The following is a 24,374-nucleotide window of genomic DNA, read 5'->3' on the forward strand; positions in this document are numbered from 1 at the left end:
CACAGCGCGCCTTGATGAATCAATCCGGGATGGTCCATAAGCGGCGTCCGCGCCGCCGCAAATCAGCAGTGCAAGTCCGCAGTGCTAATCCGGCGGTGCAACGAAGTCAGAGAGACGAGCGTGGCAAAGATTCATCAACAGATTGCGCAGGAGCTGGGGGTTCGCGACGAGCAGGTCGAGGCGGCGGTGACGCTGCTCGACGGCGGCGCCACCGTGCCGTTCATCGCGCGCTACCGCAAGGAGCTCACCGGCGCGCTCGATGACGCGCAGCTGCGCACGCTGGAGGAGCGGCTCACTTACTTGCGCGAGCTCGAGGAGCGCCGCACCGCGGTGCTCAATTCGATCCGCGAGCAGGGCAAGCTCGATGCGGCTCTCGAAGCCCAGATCATGGCTGCCGACAGCAAGGGTCGCCTGGAAGACATCTATCTGCCCTACAAGCCGAAGCGCCGCACCAAGGCCGAGATCGCCAAGGAGGCCGGGCTCGAGCCGCTCGCCGATCTCCTGATGGCCAAGCCCGAGAACGATCCAACCGAGGCCGCCACGCCGTTCGTCGACGCCGAGAAGCAGGTCGCAGATGTCGCCGCCGCGCTCGACGGCGCGCGCGCCATTCTGGTCGAGCGCTTCGCCGAGGATGCCGATCTGATCGGCGCGCTGCGCGAGGAGATGTGGAGCAACGGCGTGATGGTCTCCACCGTCCGCAAGGGCAAGAAGACCGAGGGCGAGAAGTTCAAGGACTATTTCGACTACAGCGGCGCGCTGCCAAAGCTGCCGTCGCACCGCATCCTGGCGCTGTTCCGCGGCGAGAAGGAGGAGATCCTCGATCTCGCGATCAAGCCGGAGGCGCAGGAGCCGGCGGCCGGCGTGCCCAGCACCTACGAATTGAAGATCATGCACCGCGTCGGGATCTCCAACCAGGGCCGCAAGGGCGACAAATGGCTGGCCGAGACCGTGCGCTGGGCTTGGCGTACCAAAATCCAGATCCATCTCAACATCGACCTGCGGATGCGGCTGTGGACCGCGGCCGAGACCGAGGCGGTGCGGGTGTTCGCCTCCAATCTGCGCGACCTCCTGCTCGCCGCGCCGGCGGGCGCGCGCGCCACGATGGGGCTCGATCCCGGCTACCGCACCGGCGTCAAGGTCGCCGTGGTCGATGCCACCGGCAAGGTGCTGGCGACCACGGCGATCTTTCCACACGAGCCGCAGCGGCGCTGGGACGAGGCGCTCGCCATCCTCGGCAAGCTCGCGATCGAGCACAGCGTCGAGCTGATCGCGATCGGCAATGGCACCGCCTCGCGCGAGACCGACAAGCTCGCGACCGAGCTGGTGCAACGGCTCGCCGATCGCAAGATCACCAAGATCGTGGTCTCGGAGGCCGGCGCGTCGGTCTATTCGGCCTCGGCCTTCGCCTCCAGCGAACTGCCCGAGCTCGACGTCACCATGCGCGGTGCGGTCTCGATCGCGCGCCGGCTGCAGGATCCGCTGGCCGAGCTGGTCAAGATCGATCCGAAGGCGATCGGCGTCGGCCAGTACCAGCACGATCTCGGCGAAGCAAAACTGGCGAAGTCGCTCGATGCCGTGGTGGAAGACTGCGTCAACGCGGTCGGCGTCGATGCCAACACCGCCTCGGTGCCGCTGCTGGCCCGGGTGTCGGGCATCGGGCAGGGGCTGGCGCAGAGCATCGTGCAGCACCGCGACGCCAACGGCCCGTTCAAGTCGCGCAAGGCGCTGAAGGACGTGCCGCGGCTCGGGCCGAAGGCGTTCGAGCAATGCGCCGGCTTCCTCCGCATCAGCAACGGCGACGATCCCTTGGATTCCTCCGGCGTGCATCCGGAAGCCTATCCGGTGGTGCGGCGCATCCTCGAGGCCACCAAGAGCGACATCAAGGCGCTGATCGGCAATGCCGACGTGGTGCGCGGGCTCAAGCCGCAGGCCTTCGTCGACGACACCTTTGGTCTCCCGACCGTCACCGACATCCTACGCGAACTCGAAAAGCCCGGCCGCGACCCGCGCCCGGCGTTCAAGGCGGCGGTGTTCAAGGAAGGCGTCGAGGAGGTCAAGGATCTCAAGAAGGGCATGATCCTCGAGGGCACCGTGACCAACGTCGCCGCGTTCGGCGCCTTCGTCGACATCGGCGTGCATCAGGATGGACTGGTGCACATCTCGGCGATGTCGAAGACCTTCATCAAGGACCCGCGCGAGGTGGTGAAGCCGGGCGACATCGTCAAGGTCAAGGTCTTGGACGTCGAGGTCGCGCGCAAGCGCATCGCGCTGACCTTGCGGCTCGATGACGAGGTCGGGCCAAAGAAGGAGAACTCCGGCGGATCGCGGGATTTCTCGCGCGGCTCGATGACGTCGTCGGCGCCGCGCCGGCCCCAGGAGCAGTCCGGCGGCGCGCTCGCCGACGCGCTGCGCCGCGCCGCCGAGAAGAACGGCCGCGGCAAGCCGACGTAAGTGAAGCGACGAAGCAATCCATCTGTCCGCGCATGCGGCACGATGGATTGCTTCGCGGAGCCTGTCATCGGGCGCGCGTTCGCGCGACCCGTTGGCTCGCAATGACATTGAGTGATGCGCCATCACTCTGGTGCCGGTCGACGCTAACGAGTCCGCGCCATCACATCATCGTCAGAAGGTGCCGCGCAAACTAACTTCAGCGTCAGAATCTGGCGCATTTGTAAGTTGAAGAAGCCCTCCGATTTGCATCTCCTGATGCACGTCTTCCTGCGGCGCACACCGTTCGCCGCAGGTCAACGACGGAGGATGTTACGATGCAGAACAAGTTCCTCACTTGCCTGATGGCCGCGGCCATCGGCGTGACAAGCGTGCTGGCAACGCCGGCCTTCGCCAGAGGTGGAGGTGGCGGAGGCGGCGGCGGGCACGGCGGCGGTGGCGGCTTCGGAGGCGGCCACGGCGGCGGTTTTGGCGGCGGGATGCATGGTGGTGGTTTCGGTGGCGGCATGCATGCGGGAGGTTTTGGCGGCGGCATGCGCGGCGGTGGCGCCATGGCGTTTGCCCGCGGAGGCGGCGCGCAGTTTGGTGGCGCTCATTTCGGCGGCTCCCGCTTCGCGGGTGCGCCGATGGGACGCGCTGCGTTCGGGCCGCGCTTTGCCGGCGGATTCCACGGCTCGCACGGTTTCCATCACCACGGCTTCCACCACCGCTTCAACCGCTTCGCTTTCGTCGGCGGTCCGTTCTATGGCGACTACTATGGCTACTATGACGGCTGCTGGCGCAGGACGTACGGACCCTATGGCCTGCGATGGATCAACGTGTGCGGGTATGGCTACTACTAAGGCATGATCCGGAAGAATGTTAGGCGGTCTTCCGGAGTGTTCATGCCTCAACCAGCAGCGACCGCACTCGCTGTCGCGGTCGTCGCCAGGCGTTCCATCAAGCCCCAAAATGGGATAGTCTGGTGGCGACCGTCGCGGGGCGCTCGGAGACTTCAAACGAAGACCTGATATGACCGGAGCCCACCGCCGCATTCTCGTCGTCGAGGACGATCCGGAGACCGCGGGTCAGCTCGTCGAGCAGCTCACCACCAGCGGCTACGATGTCGACCTCGCCGCCAACGGCCGCGAGGCGCTCGACCGTGGCGCCGCGCGCGACTATGCCGTGATCACGATCGACCGCATGCTGCCCGACATCGACGGCATCGCCGTGATGCGCCAGATGCGCGACGACGGCATCGCGGTGCCGTTCCTGATCATCAGCGCGCTCGGCGAGATCGACGACCGGGTGCGCGGCCTGCGCGCCGGCGGCGACGACTATCTGGTCAAGCCGTTCTCCTTCGTCGAGCTGCTGGCGCGGCTGGAGGCACTCGGCCGGCGCAGCGAGACCGTGGCCAAGGAAACCATCTTGCGGGTCGGCGATCTCGCGATCGATCTGATCGCGCGGTCCGCGAGCCGCGGCGGCCGCAGGATTCCGCTGCTGCCGAAGGAGTTCCAGCTGCTCGAATACCTCGTGCGCAACGAGGGCCGGGTGGTGTCGCGCGCCATGCTGCTGCAGCACGTCTGGGATCTGCACTTCGATCCCTCCACCAACATCATCGACGTCTATGTCGGGCGCGTCCGCCGCAAGGTCGACGACCAGCAAGCCTATCCGCTGATCCACACCATCCGCGGCATCGGGTACTGCCTCCGTGCTCCTGGCTAAGACCTTCCGGTCAACGACGTTCCGCCTGGCGCTGATCGCAATCGGCACCTTCGGCCTGATCGTCTCGGCGATCTTCGCCTATGTCTACTGGTCGACGGTATCCTATGTGCGCAGCCGGTCCGATCGCGCAATCGTGACCGAGCAGGCGAGCCTGCGCGAGGTCTTCGCGCGGTCGGGACGCGACGGCCTGATCGCGCTGATCGACCAGCGCATCGCGGACAAGAGCTTTGCCGATCACGTCTACATGCTGTCGGGGCCGGGCGCGGTGGTGCTGGCCGGAAATCTCAAACAGTGGCCGGACGGCGCCACCGCTGCGGGCTGGACCGAATTCCGCGCGGCGGTGCCGACGCTGGCAGCGCAAGACCCGCTGCTGCGCGGCCTGGCCGCGACCTTGCCGGATGGCAGCCGGCTGCTGGTCGGCCACGACATCAGCGATCTCGACGGCTTTACGGCGCGGATCCGGGCGGCCGGCATCGCGGTCGTGGTGCTGATCCTCGCGCTCGCGGCGGTCGCCAGCATCGGAGTGACGCGGCGGACGGTCGCCCGCATCGAGTCGATCAACGCAACCAGCCGCGCCATCATGCTCGCCGGGCTCGACCAGCGCATTCCGCTGCGCGGCAGCCACGACGAATGGGATCGCGTCGCGGAGAACCTCAACCTGATGCTCGACCGCATCGAGAGCCTGATGGGCGACGTCAAGCAGGTCAGCGACAACATCGCGCACGATCTGCGCACGCCGCTGACGCGGATGCGCGGCCGGCTGGAAAAGGCCTATCATGCGCCGCGGGACGGCGAGGGCGATGCGGCGCTGATCGGCGACACCATCGCCGATCTCGATATCGTGCTGGCGATGTTCGCCTCGCTGACGCGGATTTCGGAGATCGAGACCCGTGCCCGGCGGGGCGCGTTTCGCACCGTCAATCTGGTCGAGATCGCGGGCGAGGTGGTCGAGCTCTACGACGCCGCGGCCGAGCGCGACAGCACCCGGCTCGATCTTGCCGGCGATGCCGAGGTGCTGATGACCGGCGATCGCGATTTGTTGTTCGACGCTATCGCCAATCTGGTCGACAACGCTATCAAGCACGGCCGCGCCGGCGGACGGGTCACCGTGACCTGCTGCAACAGCGCGGACGGCGCCGTGATCGCGGTCGCCGACGACGGTCCGGGCATTCCCGCCGACCAGCATGACCGCGTCTTCAAGCGCTTCTACCGCCTCGAGCAGAGCCGCTACACCCCCGGCAACGGCCTCGGCCTCAGCCTGGTCGCGGCGGTGGCGAGCCTGCACGGCGCGAAGATCGAACTGCGCGACAACGCGCCGGGCCTGCTGGTCAGGCTGTGTTTTGCAAGATCGGCAAACGGCGCGCCGGAGCGCAGGGCGTAGGATGGGTGGAGCTGCTATTCCCCGTCATCCTGAGGTGCGAGCCTTGCAGCGCAATTGCGCTGCTGGGCGAGCCTCGAAGGATGAATCGGCCCGGTTAGTGGCCGTCGATCCTTCGAGGCTCGCAAGAGCTCGCACCTCAGGATGACGGGTGTGAGAGGGCAACAAACTCGGAGTCGTCCTGGCTTTCGCCAGGACGACGACCGGAGGGACTGCATCACGGCCGCCTTGCCGCCCCGTCTCACAAATTGATCACCCCGCGCCGTGCGGCGTGCGCGACGGCGTCGGTGCGGCCGGTGGCGTCGAGCTTGTCGAGCAGGGAGCCGACGTGAAATTTGGCGGTGTGGACGGAGATGCCGAGCCGCTGTGCGATCATCTTGTTGGAGGCGCCCTCGGCGAGCAGCGCCAGCACGTCGAGCTCGCGCGGGGTCAGCTCGAAATCGCCGCCGGCGCCCGCCTCCTTGCTCCGCGCGACGATCGCCGCCGTGGCCTGCTCGCCCGGCACGGCGAGGCGCAGGCCGGCGACGCCGCCGAGCAGCGTCGCCAGCCGGTCGGCCAGCACGGGATCGTCGATCTCGAGCGCAATCACGATGTCGGGGGCAGGCGCATCGCTCACGTCTCGGGCCTCTCGCCGATCGTCACCTTGAAGGTCTGCGGCTCGCCGCCGCGATGTACGGTCAGCTCGACCACGGTGCCGACGCTCTGCGGGCCGAGGCTGCGCGACAGCGCCCGCACGCCCGCCAGCTTTTCGCCGTTGACCGCGACGATCACGTCGCCCTGCCGGATGCCGGCGGCGGCCGCGGGGCCGGTCTTGTCGACATTCATCACCATGGCGCCAAAACCGTCGTCGAGCCGCACCGGCTGCAGCCCGACGCCGAGATATCCGCGGGCGATGCGGCCGCTCTTCTCGAGCTGCGCCGTGACGCGTTCGATGGTCGCGGTCGGGATCGTCAGCACCCGGCGCGGCCCGAGCACGGCCATGCCGAACGCTTCGCCCGCGGCATTGAGCGCGAGCCCGCCCTGCTGGCTGTGCCGCAGCCGGATGTCGAGCTCGATCCGCGCATCGATTTCGCCGCCGCGCAGGCTGCGCCAGGCCGGGCCTGAGCGCGACACCATGCCGAGCCGCGCGGTCGGCGCACCGCGGTCGGCGGCGACGACGACGGCGAGCGATCCCAGCGCGGGGACCTCGCTCGACAGCTTGACCGGCGCGGCATCGCCGTCGAACCGCAGCAGCGCGATGTCGGTGGTGTGGTCGCGTCCGGCGACGGTCGCCTGCCGGCTGCTGCCGTCGGCAAGCTCGATCTCGACCTCGCCTTCGTCGGCCAGCGCTTCGTCCGCGGTGACGACGAGGCCTGGCTTCCAGACGAAGCCGGAGGCGCGCAAGCGATGCGAATGGACCGAGACGATCGCGGGCGCCGTGCGCGCGACCGTCTCCGCAAGGGCTGAGGAGAGCGAGGCGAGGGTGGTCGGTTCGGTCATGAGAAGCTCCGTTGGCTTCCCCCAATCTGTGCGGTTGCGGCTGGCGGCGAAACTGGCCGGATGGGCAGGCTCTGCGGCGCCGCTCGGAACCCGTCAGCTCAGCCGCTGCAGGGTCGCCTTCGGGCTCTCGCCGAACTTGGCGCGGTAGGCGCTCGCCATCCGGCTCAGATGGGTAAAGCCGAGCTCGAATGCAATATCGACGATGCGTTCGCCCGGCCGCGCCGTCTTCAGCCGGGCGTTGAGCTGGGCGAGGCGGATGTCGAGCAGCATCTCGGTGACGGTCGCGCCGAAGTGGCGGCGAAAGCCGAGCTGCAGCGCGCGGATGCCGGTGCCCGCGATCCCGGCCAGCTCAGCGAGATCGAGCGGCTCGGTCGCCCGCGTCTCCAGATAGGCCCGCGCCCGCTTCAGCGCCGCGGGCTGGGTCTCGGCGCGGCCGTTGAACGTATCGATGGCGGCGCTCAGGCTGTGGCGCTGGCCGTCGAGCAGTGCGTCGAGCAGCGCCTCGCGCCACTCGGCCGCCGCCACCGCGGAGAGCGATTTGCGCGGCCCGAGTTGCTCGGCGAGCGTGATGAGCTGATCGATCTTCGCTGTCAGCGTCTGCCCGAGGGATCCGGTCAGCATGACCTCGGGCTCGAACTCGACCGGCCGCACCGCGACGCCGCCGAGCGCCGCGGCGCGATGCTCGACCAGCTTTCGATCGAGCAGCAGGATGAGCTGGGCGCAATCGCCGCGCCAAATCATCTCGGTCGGGATCGTCGGCGACAGCAGCGATGCGCTGTGACGCGGTCTCGTCGTCACTTCGCGCGCGGCGGTGCGGATCGCGGCTGAGCCATGCAGCGGCAGCTGCAGCAGGAAGAAGCGGTCGAGGCAGCCCGGATTGATCGCAACCGATCCGCCATAGGCGACATAGTTGACGGAGAACCCGTCGTACCCTGCGCAATTGTGGAGCGCAAAGAAGTCCGCTTCCGAGCGATTGACCGGCGTCAGCTGGTGCGGACAGAAGATCCGGCCGACCGCTTCGGCGGCATCGTCGACGCGCTCGGTGGCGACGCGCGAAAAATCCTGCAGCCGTGTCTTCGCCAAAACCTCGTTGCCCGTCGCAATCACGCCGGCCGTCCGGAGTTGTTTGAGGTCTAAAACATCAGCCAGCCTAGAGCATTTGCCGGCCAAGGGAAATGCAGTTTCGGCGCGCAATCTGCCCGATCGCTGCGCAGCCGGGGGCCGGGGTTTTGGGCCGGCGCTGCTGCCGCATTGCAGCATGATCATGTCAAACAGGGATTCGTTTATCGGCTAGACAGTGCCGCCCGCCGGCGACAGGCTCCGCGTCCACATGGCGCATCAAACTGGAGGCTGACATATGGGCGCGCTCGAGAAAGGCATCACCCGCAACGGCACCGGCTACAGCGGCAAGACCTGGAATATCCTGGGCCAGGTCTATTACCCGAAGGCCGTCACCGACTCGACCTTCGCATTCGAGACCAACAGCGATCCCGGCCAGTTCGTGCCGGTGCACATCCATCCGACCCAGGACGAGTTCATCCTGGTGCAGGAGGGCGTGCTCGACCTCAAGCTCGACGGGGTCTGGGTGCAGGCCAAGGCCGGCGACCTCGTGCGCATGCCGCGCGGCATTCCGCACGGCTATTTCAACAAGTCGGACAAGCCGGCGCGGGCGCTGTTCTGGGTGTCGCCGATGCAGAAGCTCGAGGCGCTGTTCGACAAGTTGCACAATCTGCAGGACCCCGCCGAGGTGGTGCGGATCTCCGCCGAGCACGAGGTGGATTTTCTGCCGCCGGAAGCCAACGACTAGGCCGACGCAGCTACCGCGCACGCCTTCCGGGTTGCCGGACCAGACTCTGGCGACGATGGGGTCGCGTGCGCGCAACGATGGACCAGTTCACTGATCGGAGCGATCTCATGGTCAAGCAGAAGCATGTGTGCGTGATCGGGGCCGGCGTCTCGGGGCTCGCCGCCGGCAAGGCCTTTGCCTCGCGTGGTCACAGGGTGACCATCGTCGAGCGCAGCAGCGAGCTCGGCGGGGTCTGGGATCCGACGCGGATGTATCCCGACGTCCAGACCCAGAGCCCGAAGGAGCTCTATCGCTACACCGACAAGGCGATGCCGGAATCCTATCCGGAGTGGCCGAAGGGCCCGCAGGTCCATTCCTATTTGCGCGACTATGCGCACAGCCACGGGCTCGACGGCGCGATCCGCTTCAACACCAAGGTCGAGGCGATGAAGCGCCGGTCCGACGGCAAGCCGGGCTGGACGCTCGAGCTGCGCGCAAGCGACGGCGCTGCCGGCCATCAGGATTTCGATTTCGTCGCGGTCTGCACCGGGCAGTTCAACGAGCCGCAGACGCTGCCGCTGTCGGGCGAGGACGGCTTCAAGGCGCAGGGCGGCCAGATCCTGCACTCGTCGCAATACAGCGATCCAACGCTAGCCAAGGGGCGTAAGGTCGTGGTGCTCGGCGGCTCAAAATCGGCGACCGATATTGCTGTCAACGCGGTCAATTCCGGCGCCAGCGAAGTCACCATCGTGTTTCGCGAGCCGGTGTGGCGGATTCCGTACTTCGTCGGCGGGCTCGTCAACTTCAAGCGCATTCTCTACATCCGCGCCCAGGAGCAGATGTTCGCGAGCTGGGGCATCGGGCCGGCGGCGCGCCTCGCGCATGCGATCGCCAAACCGCTGGTGTGGGCGAACTGGCGCGGGCTGGAGAGCATGCTGAAAGTGCAGCTCAAGCTGAAGCAGTGCAACATGGTGCCGAAGGAGCGCATCGAGGACGGCGTCAACTGCTCGGTGCCGATCGCAACCCCGGGCTTCTATCCGATGGTGGCCGACGGCCGGATCAAGGCGGTGCGCGGCACCTTCGATCATTATGACGGCAAGGCCATCGTGATGACCGGCGGTCAGCGCGTCGCTGCCGACGTCGCGGTGCTGGCGATCGGCTACAAGCTCGGCGTGCCGTTCCTGCCGGCGGAGTATCAGGCCAAATTGGTCGAGCCCGACGGGCAGTACCGGCTCTATCGCCTGATCGCCAATCCCGATTTGCCCGACATGGGGTTCGTCGGCTTCAACTCGAGCTTCTGCACCGTGCTGTGTGCGGATCTCGCCGCCAACTGGCTGGTGCGCTATGCCGACGGCCAGCTGGCGCGGCAGCCTGATGCCGCCGCGATGCACGACAACATCGCGGTGATGCTGCATTTCCGGCGGGTCGAGCGGCCGGCGGCGGGCGTCTATGGCGGGCTGTGCGTCGCGCCCTACCACTTCAAGCATTTCGACGAGCTGCTCGCCGACATCGGCACCAAGGCCTCGCGGCGCAACCCGCTGGTCGAAAAATTCACGCCGCCCGACGCCGACGCCTATGCGCGCTTCCTCGCGACGGCGCCGGACTACAAGGCGGTGGCATAGCGCAAACGCCGTTCTCAGGATGACGGATTGGTTTGCTCACCTTGCTCGGTGTCATCACCCGCGAATGCGGGTGATCCAGTATTCCAGAGGCAGCGGTTATTGAGCCGAGAGGCCGCGGCGTACTGGATCGCCCGGTCCATGTGCGCAATTGCGCACAGGCCGGGCGATGACAGCGGTGGGCGAGGACAAAGCTTCACATCCTCTCAGTCGCGGCCGGCATCGAGGAAGGCTTGCGCCAGCCGCGCCGGATTGGTGAAGCAGAGCTCATGGCTGCCCGCCACCTGCACCAGGCGGAACAGCCCGAGCTTCTGCGACAGCCGCGGATGCCAGGGCAGGCCGTGCGGCATCGCCGTGTCCTCGGTGCAGTTGACGTAGGACTTTGCGATTTGCATCTCGGCCGGGTTGGTCTTGAGCGCGATCTTGTCCTGAAACGTCTTCAGCGGGTGCGGGTTGAGCACGTCGTAGGCGCGCTGCGCGGTCTCGAGGTCGGCATCGTTGATGAAGGCCTCGCGCCAGATCGGGAACGGCAGCACCACCGAGCCGTCGCCGCGCTCGGCGGCGATCGCGTCGAACAGCCCGAGATAGGTCGGCGGCACCATGTCGTTGAGGCACTCGCCGTTGTTGGGCACGAAGGCATTCCAGTAGACCAGCCGGCGGATGCGGCTCGCCGCAGCATCAGCGACACCGGTGATGATCATGCCGCCATAGCTGTGGCCGACCAGCACGATGTCGCTCAGATTGTGCTCGGCGAGATAGTCGACGATCGACTGGATCGCCTCGGCAAGGCCGGAGTCCTTGCGGTCGCCGGGCCGGTTGCCTCTGATGGTCGGCGTATGGACGACGTGGCCGGCCTTGCGGATAGCCGCGGCGACCGGCTCGAACTCTGCGCCGGTATGCCAGGCGCCGTGGACGAGAACATAAGTGGACATGGCGTACCTCCGGTGTGGTTGGTCAGATCATTTGCGGCGTTCGATGGATATTGACCCGGGCCCGCGGATCGCGCTTGGCTGTAACCGAACCGGATTAGGCTCGGAGTGAACTGATGCAGCAGACCAGCGCCGCGGATCGCTCGCGCCGGCTGAGCTGGAATACCGCCGATATCAGGCCGGACCAGCAGTTCGCCTATTATCGCGAGGCGATCTGCCAGGCCTTCATGAACCTGACGCCGGAGCCGACCGCGGCGCCGGGCTTCCTCGCCCGCGTCGACACGCTCGGGCTCGGCGACGGTGCGGTGAACCGGGTCAATTTCCCGGAGCATATCGTGCGCCGCTCGGCCGCCGATATCGCCGCCTCCAGCCGGCGCTGCTACTACCTCAACCTCAAGCTCGCCGGCCGCTGCCGCATCCAGCAGGCCGGCCGCGAGATCAGCCTGTCGTCGGGGCAGGTCGGCATCTTCGACAGCGGTGAGCGGTTCGCGCTGTTGCACGACCGCGGCCCCGCGCTGCAGGTCGCCTCGTTCTGGGTGCCGGCCGAGGCGCTGGACGAGCGGTTGCCGTCGCCGCCGGATTTCGCCCCGGCGCGAGTCTCGGATGATCCGTTCGTCGGCCATTTGATTGCCGAGACCGCGCAGGTCCTGAACGCGTCGGCGCTGCGCGCCTCGGATGCGGAGAACGCCCGGCTGTTCGACGTGCTGCTCGACCTCGTCGCGCTCAGCCTGTCGCGCGGCAGCCGTGAAGGCGCCGCCGAGGCCGCGAGCCTCGCGGACGCGACGTGGCTCGCGCTGCGCCGCGCAGTGGATCGCAGACTGCGCGAGCCCGGGCTCGGGGTTGCCGCCATCGCCGCCACGATGCGGATCAGCGAGCGCTACGTGCACAAGCTGTTCGAACGCGCCGGCACCACGTTTGCAAGCTATGTGATCGATCGCCGCCTCGACGGCGCCGCGCGCGATCTCAAGGATCCCACGATGTTCGGCCGCGCGATCGGCGACATCGCATTCGACTGGGGATTCTCCGACCTGTCGCATTTCACGCGGCGGTTCAGGCATCGGTTCAACTGCACGCCGGGCGACTGGCGCCGCGGATCAACAACTCTTGTTCGGAAATCACAATGACTCAGCCGTTCGTTTACCAGGTCAGCCCGATGCGGGTCGTGTTCGGCGTCGGCACGATCGAAAGGCTTGCCGACGAGCTCGATCGGCTCGGCGTCAAGCGGGCGCTGGTGCTGGCGAGCCGGCGGCAGCAGGCCGAGCTCGGCGATCTCGCCGGACTGACCGGCGGCCGCGTCGCCGGCCTGTTCGACGGCGCCATCGTGCATACACCGGTCGCGGTGACCGAGCAGGCGATGCAGGCGGTGCGCGAGCTGAAGCCCGACGGCGTGGTCGCGATCGGTGCGGGCGCTGCGACCGGCCTCAGCAAGGCGATCGCGCTGCGCACCGACCTGCCGCAACTGATCGTGCCGACCAGCTACGCCGGCTCGGAGATGACGCCGGTGCTGGGTGAGACCGTGGATGGCGTCAAGACCACGCAGTCGTCGCCAAAAATCTTGCCCGAGGCGGTGATCTATGACGTCAATCTGACCGTCTCGATGCCGGCAAAATTCTCCGCGATCTCCGGCCTCAACGCGCTCGCGCATGCGGCCGAAGCGCTGTATGCGCGGGATGGCAATCCGATCACGTCGCTGATGGCCGCCGAGGCGATTGCCAAACTGGCGTCATCGTTGCCCGAGGTGATCGCGCGGCCGCGCGATCTCGAGGCGCGTTCCGATGCGCTCTATGGCGCCTGGCTGTGTGCGGTCTGTCTCGGCACCGTCGGCATGGCGCTGCATCACAAGCTCTGCCACACTGTCGGCGCGCTGTTCGATCTGCCGCATGCCGAGACCCACGCGGTGCTGCTGCCGCACACCATCGCCTACAACACGCCGGCCGCGCCCGAGGCGATCAGCCGCGCGGCGCGGGCGCTCGGAGCGCGTGATGCTGCCGATGGCCTGTTCGATCTGTCCGCAAAACTAGGCGCGCCGCGCGCGCTGGCCGAGATCGGCATGCCCGAGGATGGCATCGCAAGGGCCGCCGAGCTGGCGACCAAAAACCCCTACTGGAATCCGCGGCCGATCGAAGCGGACGGCATTCGCGCCCTGCTCACGCGGGCCTGGTCCGGCGCGCGGCCGCAAGCCGGATAAGCATGATCCGGAAAAGTGTGAAGCGGTTTTCCCTCGCGACAAACGCGAAGCGTTTGCGCGGAGATCATGCTCAAACAAAGAGCAAAAGCCTGCATCACACCCCGATCGCGTTGCGCGCGATCACGTCGCGGTAGAACGCCGCACTCAGCTTCGGTCGGCGCTCCTGGCTCTCGAAGTTAACCCGATACAGGCCAAAGCGCTTCTCGTAGCCGAAGATCCACTCGAAATTATCCATCAGGCTCCACAGGAAATAGCCGTGCACCGGGACGCCTTCGCTGGTGGCGCGCTGCAGCTGGGCGAGGTAGTTGCGCAGGAACATGATGCGATCGAGGTCGTAGATCTGTCCGTCGGGATGCACCTTGTCCTCGCCCGACGTGCCGTTCTCGCTGATATAGATGCTCTTGATGTTCCAAAGCTTGGCGGCAATGCGCGGCGCCCAGTAGATCACCTCCGGCGCGATCCGCAGCCATTCCGAGCTCATGTGCGGGAACGAGGCCGGCATCGGCAGCGGCTGCCAGCCCGGGTGCTTGTCGGTGGCGACGATGTAGCACTGCGGCGCGTAGATATTGAGCCCGACGAAGTCGTTGGGCTGCGAGATGATCTTCAATTCCTCCGCGGTGAATTTCGGCGCGTCCTTGCCGGAATAGGCGAGAAATCCCTCGGTGTACTTGCCTTCGAGCACGACGCCGAGGAAGCCCGAATTGAACTCGCGGGTCGCGGTCTCGGTGGCCCGGATGTTGTCCGGCGTGTTGATTGCGGGCACGCAGGCGGTGATGTTTTCGGCGGGGCCGACGCGGGTGCCGGCGCGGCCCTTGGCGCGGATCGCCTGCACCGCAAGGCCATGCGCCAGCGCGACGTGATGGCGCGCCTGGTTGACCTCGGCCGGCGGCAGCGTCAGGCCCGGTGCATCGACGCCGAGCGCGTAGCCGAAGGGCAGGAAACGTCCGACCTCGTTGAGGGTGAAGACGTTCTTCACCCGGTCGGTCAGCCGCTCGGCGACATAGCCCGCGTAATCGGCGAACGCCTTCGACGTGTCGCTGGAGCGCCAGCCGCCGACGCGGTCCTGCAGCGTCTGCGGCAGGTCCCAGTGATAGAGCGTGGCGTAGGGCTCGATGCCGTTCGCCAACAGCTCGTCGACCAGGCGATTGTAGAAGTCGAGCCCCTTCGGGTTCGGCGCGCCGGTGCCGTCGGGAAACACCCGCGGCCACGCGATCGAGAAGCGATAGGCTTTGGCGCCGAGCTCCCTGATGAGGCCGACGTCCTCCTTGTAGCGGTGATAGTGCTCGTTGGCGCGGTCGCCGGTGGTGCCGTCCTCGATCTTGCCGGGCGTGTGGCTAAAGGTGTCCCAGATCGATTTGCCACGGCCGTCCTCGTTGACGGCGCCCTCGATCTGGTAGGACGAGGTTGCGGTGCCCCAGACGAAGCCGGGCGGAAAGCTCGCGCCGTTCGGCGCCGGCACGCCGTCCGCCGCCAGCGCGGGAGCCGACAGGCCGAGCGCCGAGAGGCCTGCAAGGCCTGCAAACTGCCGGCGCGAGACATCACTGGGCATTGCTGGCTCCCGCAAAATTCATGTCGATCTGGTAGGCGGAGATGCGATCGATCTCGAACGCGACGCTCGCCGGCGACCCTGCATCGACGAAGCCGACGCCAACAAAGAATTTCGATCCCATCGCGAGGTTGACGATCATGTACATCGGATCATCGAAACCGATCGGCACCTTGATATCGGAGACCGGCTTGCGGTCGATGAAATAGATCAGCCGGTCCGGCTCCCACAGCACGCCATAATTATGGAAGTCGGCGTCGGCGCCAGGGACCGCGAAATCGAAACCGCAATGTTCGATCTTGCCGGTTGCGGGGATGCGCCAATGCGTGGTCATCACGAGGTCGCCGGGCCGCTGTCCGCGTCCCTCGATCACATCGACCTCCGGCGGCCAGCCGCCGTCGTCGGCGAGCATCCAGAACGCCGGCCAGACGCCGGTGCCGACCGGGATCCTGGCGCGGATTTCGAAGTAGCCGTATTTCTGCGAGAACGAACCTTGCGTGGTCAGGATGCCCGAGATGTACTCGTTGTCGAACAGCACGTCGCGCAGCTCGGCCGGCGTGCGGCGCGCCACGATGGAGAGCACGCCGTCGCGAACCTGGAACGGGTCGAGGCCGAGCGGCGTGGCGCCGCGCCCGGCATAGCGCGGGTCGACATAGATCTGCTGCTCGCCATTGGCGCTGGTCTTGCGCTTGAAATCGGAGCCGGCGCCGCCCCAGTAGCGCGCCTCCGGCCACGCCGCGCCGCCGGCGTAATGCGGCACCCAGCGCCCGCTCGCCAGCGGATGTTGGTCGAAATCGTCGTTGAAGGTGCGGCGCATCGGCAGGAAGGACAGCGATGTCGCGTCCTGCGCGCCGATCTGGCGGCACTGGATCATTGCGGGATCGGTGGTCACCGGCAGGGTCAACTCCAGCGGCGCATCGCGCGGATCCTCGGCGGCAAGGGCCGGCGTCAGCGCCGCAACAAGGCCGATCGTGACCAGAAATCGTATCGTCATTCGCCGGTCATCAAATGTGTCAGGACTGCAGCAAACGGAGAGGCGTTCCAAACTAGCCTTTCATCGTGCCGAGGGGCAACAAGCAATCGACGCCTCCTTCGCGCGGTTGTCAGTTTCATCGCGACATTTTCTTCTCTAGATTGCCCGCCTGCGTCATTCGTCTCCTAGATGACGTCTCGTATCCCTCGATCCCGTTGAAGCGCCCGTCATGAACAAGCCTGCGAGCCATCTCAAGAGAGCGCTTCTGCGTCGTGTTGCCACGGCGGCGGCGCTGCTGCTGGCGATGGCGGCGAGCGCGCGCGCCGAGCAGACATTTTCCTTCGACCATACGCCCGGCAAGCTGCCGAAGACCGTCGTTCCCGTGAGCTACGCAATCGAGCTGACGCCGGACATGACGTCGCTTGCCTTGCCCGGTGTCGAGACCGTCGAGATCGAGGTGCGCCAGCCGACCCGGCAGCTGACGCTGAATGCAGTCAGCACCACGTTCACCGACGTCACGCTCGACGACGGTGCGCAGCGCGCCGAGGTGACGACGGATGCCGCGGCGCAGACCGCAACGCTGAGCTTCGCCCAGCCGCTCGCGGCCGGCCGGCACCGGCTGCGCATCGCCTTCACGGCGCAGATCAACAGGTTCGGCACCGGCCTGTTCTCGGTCGACTACCCGACCAGGGACGGCACCAAGCGGCTGATCTCGAGCAAGCTGGAGCCGGCGGACGCGCGGCGGATCTTTCCCTGCTGGGACGAGCCGGCATTCAAGGCGAGCTTTGCGCTCACCGTCGTAATTCCGCGCCATCTGCTGGCGGTCGGCAACATGCCGGTAACCGGCGAGCAGCCGGTCGGCGACAACCTCAAGAAGGTCGCGTTCGCGCCGACGCCGAAAATGTCGAGCTATCTGTTCGTGCTCACGGTCGGCGAGCTCGAGCGCGTCACGGCGGATGCCGGCGGTGTAACCATCGGCGTCGTCACCACCGAAGGCAAGACTGGGCAGGGCCGCTTTGCGCTCGACAGCGCGGTCAAGCTGCTGGCCTGGTACAACGACTATTTCGGCGTGAAATATCCGCTGCCCAAGCTCGACCTGATCGCGGTGCCCGGCGGGTTCGGTGGCGCGATGGAGAATTGGGGCGGCATCACCTTCTTCGAGAGCCGGCTGCTGTTCGATCCCGCGACCAACGCGGAGACGGCGCGACGTGGCATCTTCGCCATCATCGCCCACGAGATGGCGCATATGTGGTTCGGCGATCTCGTCACCATGGCGTGGTGGGACAATCTCTGGCTCAACGAAGGCTTTGCCAGCTGGATGGCGACCAAGGCCTCCGCGCAGTTCTATCCGCAATGGCAGAGCTGGCTGAACGGCTATGGCGCCAAGCAGCTCGCCATGAGCCTCGACGCTCGCCGCACGTCGCATCCGATCCAGCAGCCGATCGCCGATCACAGCGAGGCGGTGACGGCGTTCGACGCCATCACCTATTCCAAGGGCCAGGCCCTGATCCGCATGCTCGAGAACTACCTCGGCGAGCAGGCGTTTCGCGACGGCATCCGCAAATACATGGCCGCGCATGCCTACGGCAACTCGACCACCGCCGATCTCTGGCGCGCGCTGGAGAGCGCCGCCGGCAAGACGATCACGGGCGTCGCTGCATCCTTCACCGAGCAGGATGGCGTGCCGCTGGTCGTGGCGAGGACCGATTGCGACGGCGCTGTGCAGCGCCTGACGCTGCGGCAGGACCGTTTCGTGATCGCCCCGCTTGGCACGGACGCGGCGCCGCTGCCTCCGCGCAGCTGGCAGATCCCGGTGGCGATCGGGCCGGTCGGCGGCAGGCCGTTCGACGAGATCCTGCTGCAGGGCAGTGCCGAGATGGCGGCGGGCGGCTGCGGCGATGCGATCAAGGTCAATCTCGGCGACATCGGCTATTTCAGGGTCGAGTACGGTCCGAAGAATCGCGGGGCGCTGCTCAGCGCGTTGCCGCGAATGCAGGTCAATGACCGGCTCAACGTCGTCGCCGACAGCTGGGCGCTGGTGCAGGCCGGCCGCGCCGAGCCCGCGACCTATTTCGCGCTGCTCGACGCGCTCGACCCCGCCGATCATCGCGCGGTATGGGACCAGGTCATTTCGAGCCTCGCCGCGCTCAACCGGCTGTCGCGCGATCGCGCCGAGCGGCCCGCGATCCAGGCCTATGCCCGCTCCAAACTGCGCCCGGTGCTCGACCGGGTCGGATGGGACGGCGCCGGCTCGGCGGACGACGACACCGCGCTGCTGCGCGCCAGCCTGATCTCGACGCTTGGCGATCTCGGCGACGCCACGGTTGTCGCCGAGGCGAAGCGGCGGTTCGCGGCCTTCCTCGAGGATCCGAATGCGCTGCCGACCGCGTTGCGCGACGCCGTCACCCATGTGGTCGGCGTCACCGCGGACCGGGCGACCTATGACCGGCTGCTGGCGCTGGCGCGCAAGAGCACGGTCACCAACGAACGGCTGCGCTATTATTACGCCGCGGCCAGCGCCCGCGATCCCGAACTGGCGCGCGCGACCTTGGCGTTGACGCTGACCGGCGAGCTGCCCGAGACGATCGTGCCGGGCATCATCAGCACGGTCGCCTCCACCGGCGAGCAGCCGCAGCTCGCCTGGGACTTCGTCCGACAAAATTTCGAGGCGCTGCTGGCGAAGCAGGGGCCGAATTTCCGCGATGGATTCGTGCCCAACTTCATGACCAACTTCACCGATGCGGCGCACGCCGCGGAGCTTGCCGCCTTTGCGCCCTCGCACTCGACCAGCGGCGGGCGGGTGATGGTGGCGCGGGCGCTGGAATCGATCGCGATCTCCGGCGGTCTGGTGTCGCGGGTGCTGACCGCGGCCAGCGACTGGATCAGGGTCCACAAGCCCTGAGTGCGCGAGGGAGTTTGCGGCGGCGTGCGATGCCGCTATGCTCGGCTGCGGGCAGCATGCAATCAGATGTGCGAGGCTGACATGGTCAAAGGTTCCGATTTGCTGGTCAAGGCCCTCAAGAACGAGGGCGTGGAGCGCGTGTTCGGCGTCCCCGGCGAGGAGAATCTCGACGTCGTCGAGAGCCTGCGCACCTCCTCGATCGAGCTGGTCGTCACCCGCCACGAACAGGCCGCGGCGTTCATGGCGGCGACCTATGGCCGGCTGACCGGCAAGCCCGGCGTCTGCATGACGACGCTCGGCCCCGGCGCGCTGAACCTGACCACGGGCGCGGCCTATGCGCTGCTCGGCGCGATGCCGATGGTGATGATCACCGGACAGAAGGGCATTCTGAGCAGCCGGCAGGCCAAGTTCCAGATCGTCGACATCGTCAGCACGTTTCGTCCGCTGACAAAACTGTCGCTGCAGATCGTCTCCACTGCGACGATCCCGACGCTGGTCCGCGACGCCTTCCGGATCGCGATGCAGGAGCGGCCCGGTCCGGTGTTGCTCGAACTGCCCGAGGACATCGCGGGTGAGGAGGCCGAGCCGCTGGCCGTGATCCCGCCGCATCCGATCGAGATTCCGGTCGCGCATGCCTCAGCGCTCGACCGCGCCGCGGACATGATCCTCAAGGCGCAGCGGCCCCTGATCATGCTCGGCGCGGCGGCGTCGCGCCCGCGCAGCACCGCAGGGATCGGCGACTTCGTCCGGCGGACCAAAATTCCGTTCTTCACGACGCAGATGGGCAAAGGCACGGTGGCGGGCGGCACCAACCTCTACATGGGCACCGCGGCGCTGAGCGAGCGCGACTATGTGCACGAGGCGATCGACCGCGCCGACCTGATCATCGCGATCGGCCACGACACCATCGAGAAGCCGCCCTTCATCATGGGCCCGAAGGGGCCGCAGGTGATCCATGTCGGCTACACGCCGGCCAATGTCGAGCAGGTCTACTTTCCGCAAGTCGAGGTGATCGGCGATGTCGGCCCGAGTCTTTCGCTGCTCGCCGACCGGGTTGCCGGAAAACTGCCGCACGCCAGCGCGCTGCTCAGCCTGCGCGAGAGCATCTTGGCAAAAATCACCGACCGCGCCACCGAGGGCCGCTGGCCGCCGACACCGCAGCGCATCGTGCACGACGTGCGGCAGGTGATCCCCGAGGACGGCATCGTCGCGCTCGACAACGGCATGTACAAGATCTGGTTCGCGCGCAATTACCGCACGCTGCTGGCGAACTCGCTGCTGCTCGACAACGCGCTCGCGACCATGGGCGCCGGCCTGCCGTCGGCGATGATGGCGGCGATGCTCTATCCGAACAGGCGGGTGCTCGCGGTCTGCGGCGACGGCGGCTTCATGATGAACTCGCAGGAGCTGGAGACCGCGGTCAGGCTCAAGCTCAACCTCGTGATCCTGATCCTGGAGGATTCCGCCTACGGCATGATCCGCTGGAAGCAGGCGGTCGATCATTTCCCGGATTTCGGCCTCACCTTCGGCAATCCGGATTTCGTCAGATATGCCGAGAGCTACGGCGCCAGGGGTTCGCGGATCGAGAGCACGGAGGCGATCATCCCGACGCTGGAACGCGCGTTCGCCGGCGGGGGCGTGCATCTCGTCGTCGTTCCCATCGACTACACCGAGAACAAACGGGTGCTGGTCGACGAGCTCCGCGAAAAAGTGCAGCAGATCGACATGTCGTGACGCATTGTCGTGACGGCAAGGAACGAAATGCCGTCGGCTTGATTGGGTGTAAGCCATCATGCTAGCACCCTGACGCATCACTTTGCGCTGATGGGCAGGTCTGAGAGGTCACGTGACTGCTTTAAATCCCGCCGCCGGCAAACCCATCGATCCCGCCGCGCTCGCCAACGTGCCGCGGCTGGTCACGGCCTATTTTGCCGGCAAGCCCGACGCCGGCGATCCCGCCCAGCGGGTCGCTTTCGGCACCTCCGGCCATCGCGGCTCGTCGCTGAAAAATTCCTTCAACGAGGATCACATCCTCGCCACCACGCAGGCGATCTGCGATTATCGCCGCGAGGCCGGGCTGACCGGGCCGCTGTTCATCGGCATCGACACCCATGCGCTGGCCGAGCCGGCGCTGGCCAGCGCGGTCGAGGTGTTTGCCGCCAACGGCGTCGAGATCATGATCGACGGAGAGGGCGGCTACACCCCGACGCCGGTGATCTCGCATGCGATCCTGAGCTACAACAAGGGTCGCAGCAGCGGTCTTGCCGACGGCGTCGTGATCACGCCGTCGCACAATCCGCCGGAGGACGGCGGCTACAAATACAATCCGCCACATGGCGGCCCGGCCGACACCGACGTCACCGGCGTGGTCGAGAAGAATGCCAACCGCTACATCGAGGCCGGCCTCAAGGGCGTCGCGCGGATGCCCTATGATCGCGCGCGCAAGGCGGCGACTACCCATCTGCACGATTACATCACGCCCTACGTCGCCGATCTCGGCAACACCGTCGACCTCGCGCTGATCAAATCCGCCGGCGTCAGGATCGGCATCGATCCGCTCGGCGGCGCCGCGGTGCATTACTGGCAGCCGATCATCGCGCGCTACGGCATCAACGCCACCGTGGTCAATGCTGCCGTCGATCCGACCTTCCGCTTCATGACCGCGGACTGGGACGGCAAGATCCGGATGGACTGTTCGTCGCCGTATGCGATGGCGAGCCTGATCGGCATGCGCGACCGTTTCGACGTCGCCTTCGCCAATGACACCGACGCTGACCGCCACGGCATCGTGACGCGCTCGAACGGGCTGATGAACCCGAACCATTTCCTCGCCACCGCGATCGCCTATCTGTTCGCGCACCGGCCGCAATGGAGTGGGAGCGCAGCGATCGGCAAGACCATCGTGTCGAGTTCGATCATCGATCGCGTCGCCAAAAAACTCGGCCGCAAGCTGGTCGAGACTCCGGTCGGCTTCAAATGGTTCGTCGAAGGGCTCGGCAGCGGCGGTTTTGGCTTTGCCGGCGAGGAGAGCGCGGGCGCCTCGTTCCTGAAGCGCGATGGTACGGCCTGGACCACCGACAAGGACGGCCTCATCCTCGGCCTGCTGGCCGCCGAGATTATTGCCAAGACCGGCCGCGATCCGAGCGAGCTGTTCAAGGAGCTGACCGACGAGCTCGGCGTGCCCTATTATGAGCGCATCGACGTCGCGGCGACGCCGAAGCAGAAGAACGCGCTGAAGGCGCTCGGGCCCGATCAGCTCAACATGGCCACGCTTGCCGGCGATGCGGTGAGCGCGGTCAGGACCAAGGCGCCGGGCAACGACCAGCCGTTCGGCGGCATCAAGGTCGAGAGCGCCTCCGGCTGGTTCGCGGCGCGTCCGTCCGGCACCGAGGACGTCTATAAAATCTACGCCGAAAGCTTTCGCGGGCCGGATCATCTGAAGCAGATCCAGAGCGACGCGAAGGCCGCGATCGCAAAAGCGTTCTGAAGGCGCGGCCGGGGCTGATGCGATGCGCGTGCTGTTGACGGGCTCCTCCGGCTGGCTGGGGCGTTTCCTCGCACCAAAGCTGCGCCGGGCCGGCCACAGCGTGGTCGGCCTCGACATCGTCTCGGGCGAAGCGACCGACATCATCGGCTCGGTGGCCGAGCGAGCCGTCGTCGACCGCGCCTTCGCCGACCACGGCATCGAGGCCGTGATCCATGGCGGCGCGCTGCACAAGCCCGACATCGCGCGGTTCGCGCCGCAGGCCTTCGTCGACGTCAACGTCACCGGCACGCTCAATCTGCTGCAGGCGGCAGCTGCCGCCGGCCATGACCGCTTCGTCTTCACCTCGACCACGTCGCTGATGATCTCGCAGGCGATCCGCGACGATGAGGGCTCCCACGCCGTCTGGCTCGACGAAACCTCGGGGCCGCTCGAGCCGCGCAACATCTACGGCATCACCAAGCTTGCAGCCGAAGGGCTGTGCCGGCTGTACAGCCGCGAGCATGGGCTGAATTGCGCGGTGCTGCGCACCAGCCGCTTCTTTCCCGAGGACGACGACACGATCGACGATATCCACGGCGAGAACCTGAAGGCGACCGAGCTATTGTATCGCCGCCTCACGGTCGAGGACGCCGCCGACGCCCATGTGGTGGCGCTGGAGAAAGCCCGCGGCTTCGAGGTGTTCGTGATCAGCGCGCCGCCGCCGTTTGCGCGCGGCGATGTTGCGGAGTTGAAATCCGACGCCGCAGGCGTCATCGCGCGTTATTTCCCCGATGCGCCGGCGCTGTTCGCGCGGCGCGGCTGGCGCCTGCCGCACGCGATCGGCCGGATCTACGATCCGACCAAGGCTGAGCGGCTGCTCGGTTTTCGTGCAACGACCGATTTTGCCGCCGTGCTCGACGCGTTGCGCAACGGTACGCCGCTTCCCTTTGCTCACGATCCCGACTATGTCTCGCCGTCAACGAGGCTGGCACATGGCTGATTTCCACGGCGTCTTTCCCTATCTGGTGTCCCCGGTCGATCCCGCCGGCCACGTCCGCACCGAGGTGCTGGGCCGGCTCTGCGACGATCTGATCAAGGCCGGCGTGCACGGGCTGACGCCGCTCGGCTCGACCGGCGAATTTGCCTATCTCAACAACGCTCAGCGCATGCAGGTTGTGCAGGCCACGATCGAGGCCGCGCAGGGCCGCGTGCCGGTGGTCGCCGGCGTCGCCGCGACCACGACGGCGGACGCGGTGGCGCAGGCCAAGGCCTACCAGAAGCGCGGCGCCGGCGGCATCCTCGCGATCCTGGAAGCGTATTTCCCGCTTGTTGATGCGCAGGTCGAAGCCTATTTTCGCGCCATTGCCGATGCCGTCGATATTCCGGTGGTGATCTACACCAATCCGAATTTCCAGCGCTCGGATCTCACGCTCGACGTCATCGCCCGGCTCGCCGCGCATCCGCGCATCGGCTACATCAAGGATGCCTCCACCAACACCGGGCGGCTGCTGTCGATCATGAATCGCTGCGACGATCAGCTCAAGGTGTTCTCGGCCTCGGCGCATATTCCGGCGGCCGTGATGCTGATCGGCGGCTCCGGCTGGATGGCCGGCCCGGCCTGCATCATTCCGAAGCAGAGCGTCGAGCTCTACAACCTCTGCCGCCGCACCCGCTGGGACGAGGCGATGTCCCTGCAGCGAAAGCTCTGGCGCATCAACGAGGCCTTCGCCCGCTTCAACCTCGCCGCCTGCATCAAGGCCGGGCTTGCGATCCAGGGCTATGACGTCGGCGACCCCGTGCCGCCGCAGGCGCCGCTGACCGCCGAGCAGCGCAAGGTGGTGGAGGCCACGCTGCGCGATCTCGGCTGACGCGACGTCCTGCGCGCGTCAAAATGTCGGGCGCGATGCCTTGGCCGCGCCTGAAACCTCTGTTGTTCCCGTGCGTTTTGTTGCGTGG

General features: G+C 66.8%; 19 protein-coding genes. 13 read left to right on the forward strand and 6 right to left on the reverse strand.

Annotated elements, in window-relative coordinates:
• Positions 1-120: 120 nt before the first annotated feature.
• From CI41S_RS37585 to CI41S_RS37610, 4 genes are all read left to right on the forward strand, one after another.
• A complete protein-coding gene (locus tag CI41S_RS37585) occupies positions 121-2,451 on the forward strand; it encodes a Tex family protein (RefSeq protein WP_139864080.1) in 2,331 nt (776 codons plus the stop codon).
• A 314-nt stretch (positions 2,452-2,765) separates the two neighbouring features.
• Positions 2,766-3,290 carry a hypothetical protein gene (locus tag CI41S_RS44060; RefSeq protein WP_175607171.1) on the forward strand — a complete coding sequence of 175 codons (525 nt, stop codon included), beginning with the start codon at positions 2,766-2,768 and terminating at the stop codon, positions 3,288-3,290.
• A 169-nt stretch (positions 3,291-3,459) separates the two neighbouring features.
• Positions 3,460-4,152, forward strand: a complete 693-nt coding sequence (locus CI41S_RS37600; RefSeq protein WP_139864083.1) for a response regulator transcription factor — start codon at positions 3,460-3,462, stop codon at positions 4,150-4,152.
• On the forward strand, positions 4,139-5,533 hold the full coding sequence (locus CI41S_RS37610; RefSeq protein ID WP_244626815.1) for a sensor histidine kinase: 1,395 nt from the start codon (positions 4,139-4,141) through the stop codon (positions 5,531-5,533). Before CI41S_RS37600 ends, CI41S_RS37610 begins: the two co-directional genes overlap by 14 nt.
• Before the next feature lie 238 nt (positions 5,534-5,771).
• Here the strand turns inward: CI41S_RS37610 and CI41S_RS37615 are convergent, their stop codons facing one another.
• The 3 genes from CI41S_RS37615 to CI41S_RS37625 all read right to left on the reverse strand — a co-directional run bounded on the left by CI41S_RS37615 (position 5,772) and on the right by CI41S_RS37625 (position 8,116).
• Positions 5,772-6,146 (reverse strand): helix-turn-helix transcriptional regulator, encoded by a 375-nt coding sequence (locus tag CI41S_RS37615; RefSeq protein WP_139864084.1) that lies wholly within the window; start codon positions 6,144-6,146, stop codon positions 5,772-5,774.
• Positions 6,143-7,009, reverse strand: coding sequence for a S1C family serine protease (locus CI41S_RS37620; protein ID WP_139864085.1), 867 nt, complete (start codon positions 7,007-7,009; stop codon positions 6,143-6,145). The genes CI41S_RS37615 and CI41S_RS37620 overlap by 4 nt, the downstream gene beginning before the upstream one ends.
• 93 nt (positions 7,010-7,102) lie before the next feature.
• A complete protein-coding gene (locus CI41S_RS37625; protein WP_172628355.1) occupies positions 7,103-8,116 on the reverse strand; it encodes an AraC family transcriptional regulator in 1,014 nt (337 codons plus the stop codon).
• Between the two features lie 250 nt (positions 8,117-8,366).
• On the opposite strand from CI41S_RS37625, the gene CI41S_RS37630 reads away from it, so the two are divergent.
• Positions 8,367-8,816, forward strand: coding sequence for a cupin domain-containing protein (locus CI41S_RS37630; protein ID WP_139485735.1), 450 nt, complete (start codon positions 8,367-8,369; stop codon positions 8,814-8,816).
• Positions 8,817-8,923: 107 nt separating this feature from the next.
• Complete coding sequence (locus CI41S_RS37635) at positions 8,924-10,417, forward strand: flavin-containing monooxygenase (RefSeq protein WP_139864086.1); 1,494 nt, start codon at positions 8,924-8,926, stop codon at positions 10,415-10,417.
• 203 nt (positions 10,418-10,620) lie between these two features.
• Here CI41S_RS37635 and CI41S_RS37640 read toward each other — a convergent pair whose 3' ends face one another.
• Positions 10,621-11,346: an alpha/beta hydrolase gene (locus CI41S_RS37640; protein ID WP_139864087.1), complete on the reverse strand. Its 726-nt coding sequence runs from the start codon at positions 11,344-11,346 to the stop codon at positions 10,621-10,623.
• 113 nt (positions 11,347-11,459) lie between these two features.
• Here CI41S_RS37640 and CI41S_RS37645 point away from each other — a divergent pair, with 113 nt between their 5' ends.
• Both CI41S_RS37645 and CI41S_RS37650 read left to right on the forward strand, forming a co-directional pair.
• Positions 11,460-12,467, forward strand: coding sequence for a helix-turn-helix domain-containing protein (locus CI41S_RS37645; RefSeq protein WP_139864088.1), 1,008 nt, complete (start codon positions 11,460-11,462; stop codon positions 12,465-12,467).
• Positions 12,464-13,531: a maleylacetate reductase gene (locus CI41S_RS37650; RefSeq protein WP_139864089.1), complete on the forward strand. Its 1,068-nt coding sequence runs from the start codon at positions 12,464-12,466 to the stop codon at positions 13,529-13,531. Before CI41S_RS37645 ends, CI41S_RS37650 begins: the two co-directional genes overlap by 4 nt.
• A gap of 94 nt (positions 13,532-13,625) precedes the next feature.
• Here the strand turns inward: CI41S_RS37650 and CI41S_RS37655 are convergent, their stop codons facing one another.
• Entirely contained in the window at positions 13,626-15,080 is a 1,455-nt protein-coding gene (locus CI41S_RS37655) for a GH1 family beta-glucosidase (protein ID WP_139864090.1), read from the reverse strand.
• Entirely contained in the window at positions 15,070-16,071 is a 1,002-nt protein-coding gene (locus tag CI41S_RS37660; protein WP_139864091.1) for a glycoside hydrolase family 16 protein, read from the reverse strand. The genes CI41S_RS37655 and CI41S_RS37660 overlap by 11 nt, the downstream gene beginning before the upstream one ends.
• Before the next feature lie 208 nt (positions 16,072-16,279).
• Between CI41S_RS37660 and CI41S_RS37665 the strand changes: the two genes are divergently transcribed.
• The 5 genes from CI41S_RS37665 to CI41S_RS37685 all read left to right on the forward strand — a co-directional run bounded on the left by CI41S_RS37665 (position 16,280) and on the right by CI41S_RS37685 (position 24,286).
• Entirely contained in the window at positions 16,280-18,952 is a 2,673-nt protein-coding gene (locus tag CI41S_RS37665) for a M1 family metallopeptidase (RefSeq protein ID WP_139864092.1), read from the forward strand.
• A gap of 81 nt (positions 18,953-19,033) precedes the next feature.
• Positions 19,034-20,686: an acetolactate synthase large subunit gene (locus CI41S_RS37670; protein ID WP_139864093.1), complete on the forward strand. Its 1,653-nt coding sequence runs from the start codon at positions 19,034-19,036 to the stop codon at positions 20,684-20,686.
• Positions 20,687-20,798: 112 nt separating this feature from the next.
• Entirely contained in the window at positions 20,799-22,439 is a 1,641-nt protein-coding gene (gene pgm, locus CI41S_RS37675; protein WP_139864094.1) for a phosphoglucomutase (alpha-D-glucose-1,6-bisphosphate-dependent), read from the forward strand.
• A 22-nt stretch (positions 22,440-22,461) separates the two neighbouring features.
• Positions 22,462-23,418, forward strand: coding sequence for an NAD-dependent epimerase/dehydratase family protein (locus CI41S_RS37680; RefSeq protein WP_139864095.1), 957 nt, complete (start codon positions 22,462-22,464; stop codon positions 23,416-23,418).
• Positions 23,411-24,286 (forward strand): dihydrodipicolinate synthase family protein, encoded by an 876-nt coding sequence (locus CI41S_RS37685; RefSeq protein ID WP_139864096.1) that lies wholly within the window; start codon positions 23,411-23,413, stop codon positions 24,284-24,286. The genes CI41S_RS37680 and CI41S_RS37685 overlap by 8 nt, the downstream gene beginning before the upstream one ends.
• Positions 24,287-24,374 lie beyond the last annotated feature (88 nt).

This window comes from Bradyrhizobium ivorense (assembly GCF_900696085.1).
Classification (GTDB): Bacteria; Pseudomonadota; Alphaproteobacteria; order Rhizobiales; family Xanthobacteraceae; genus Bradyrhizobium; species Bradyrhizobium ivorense.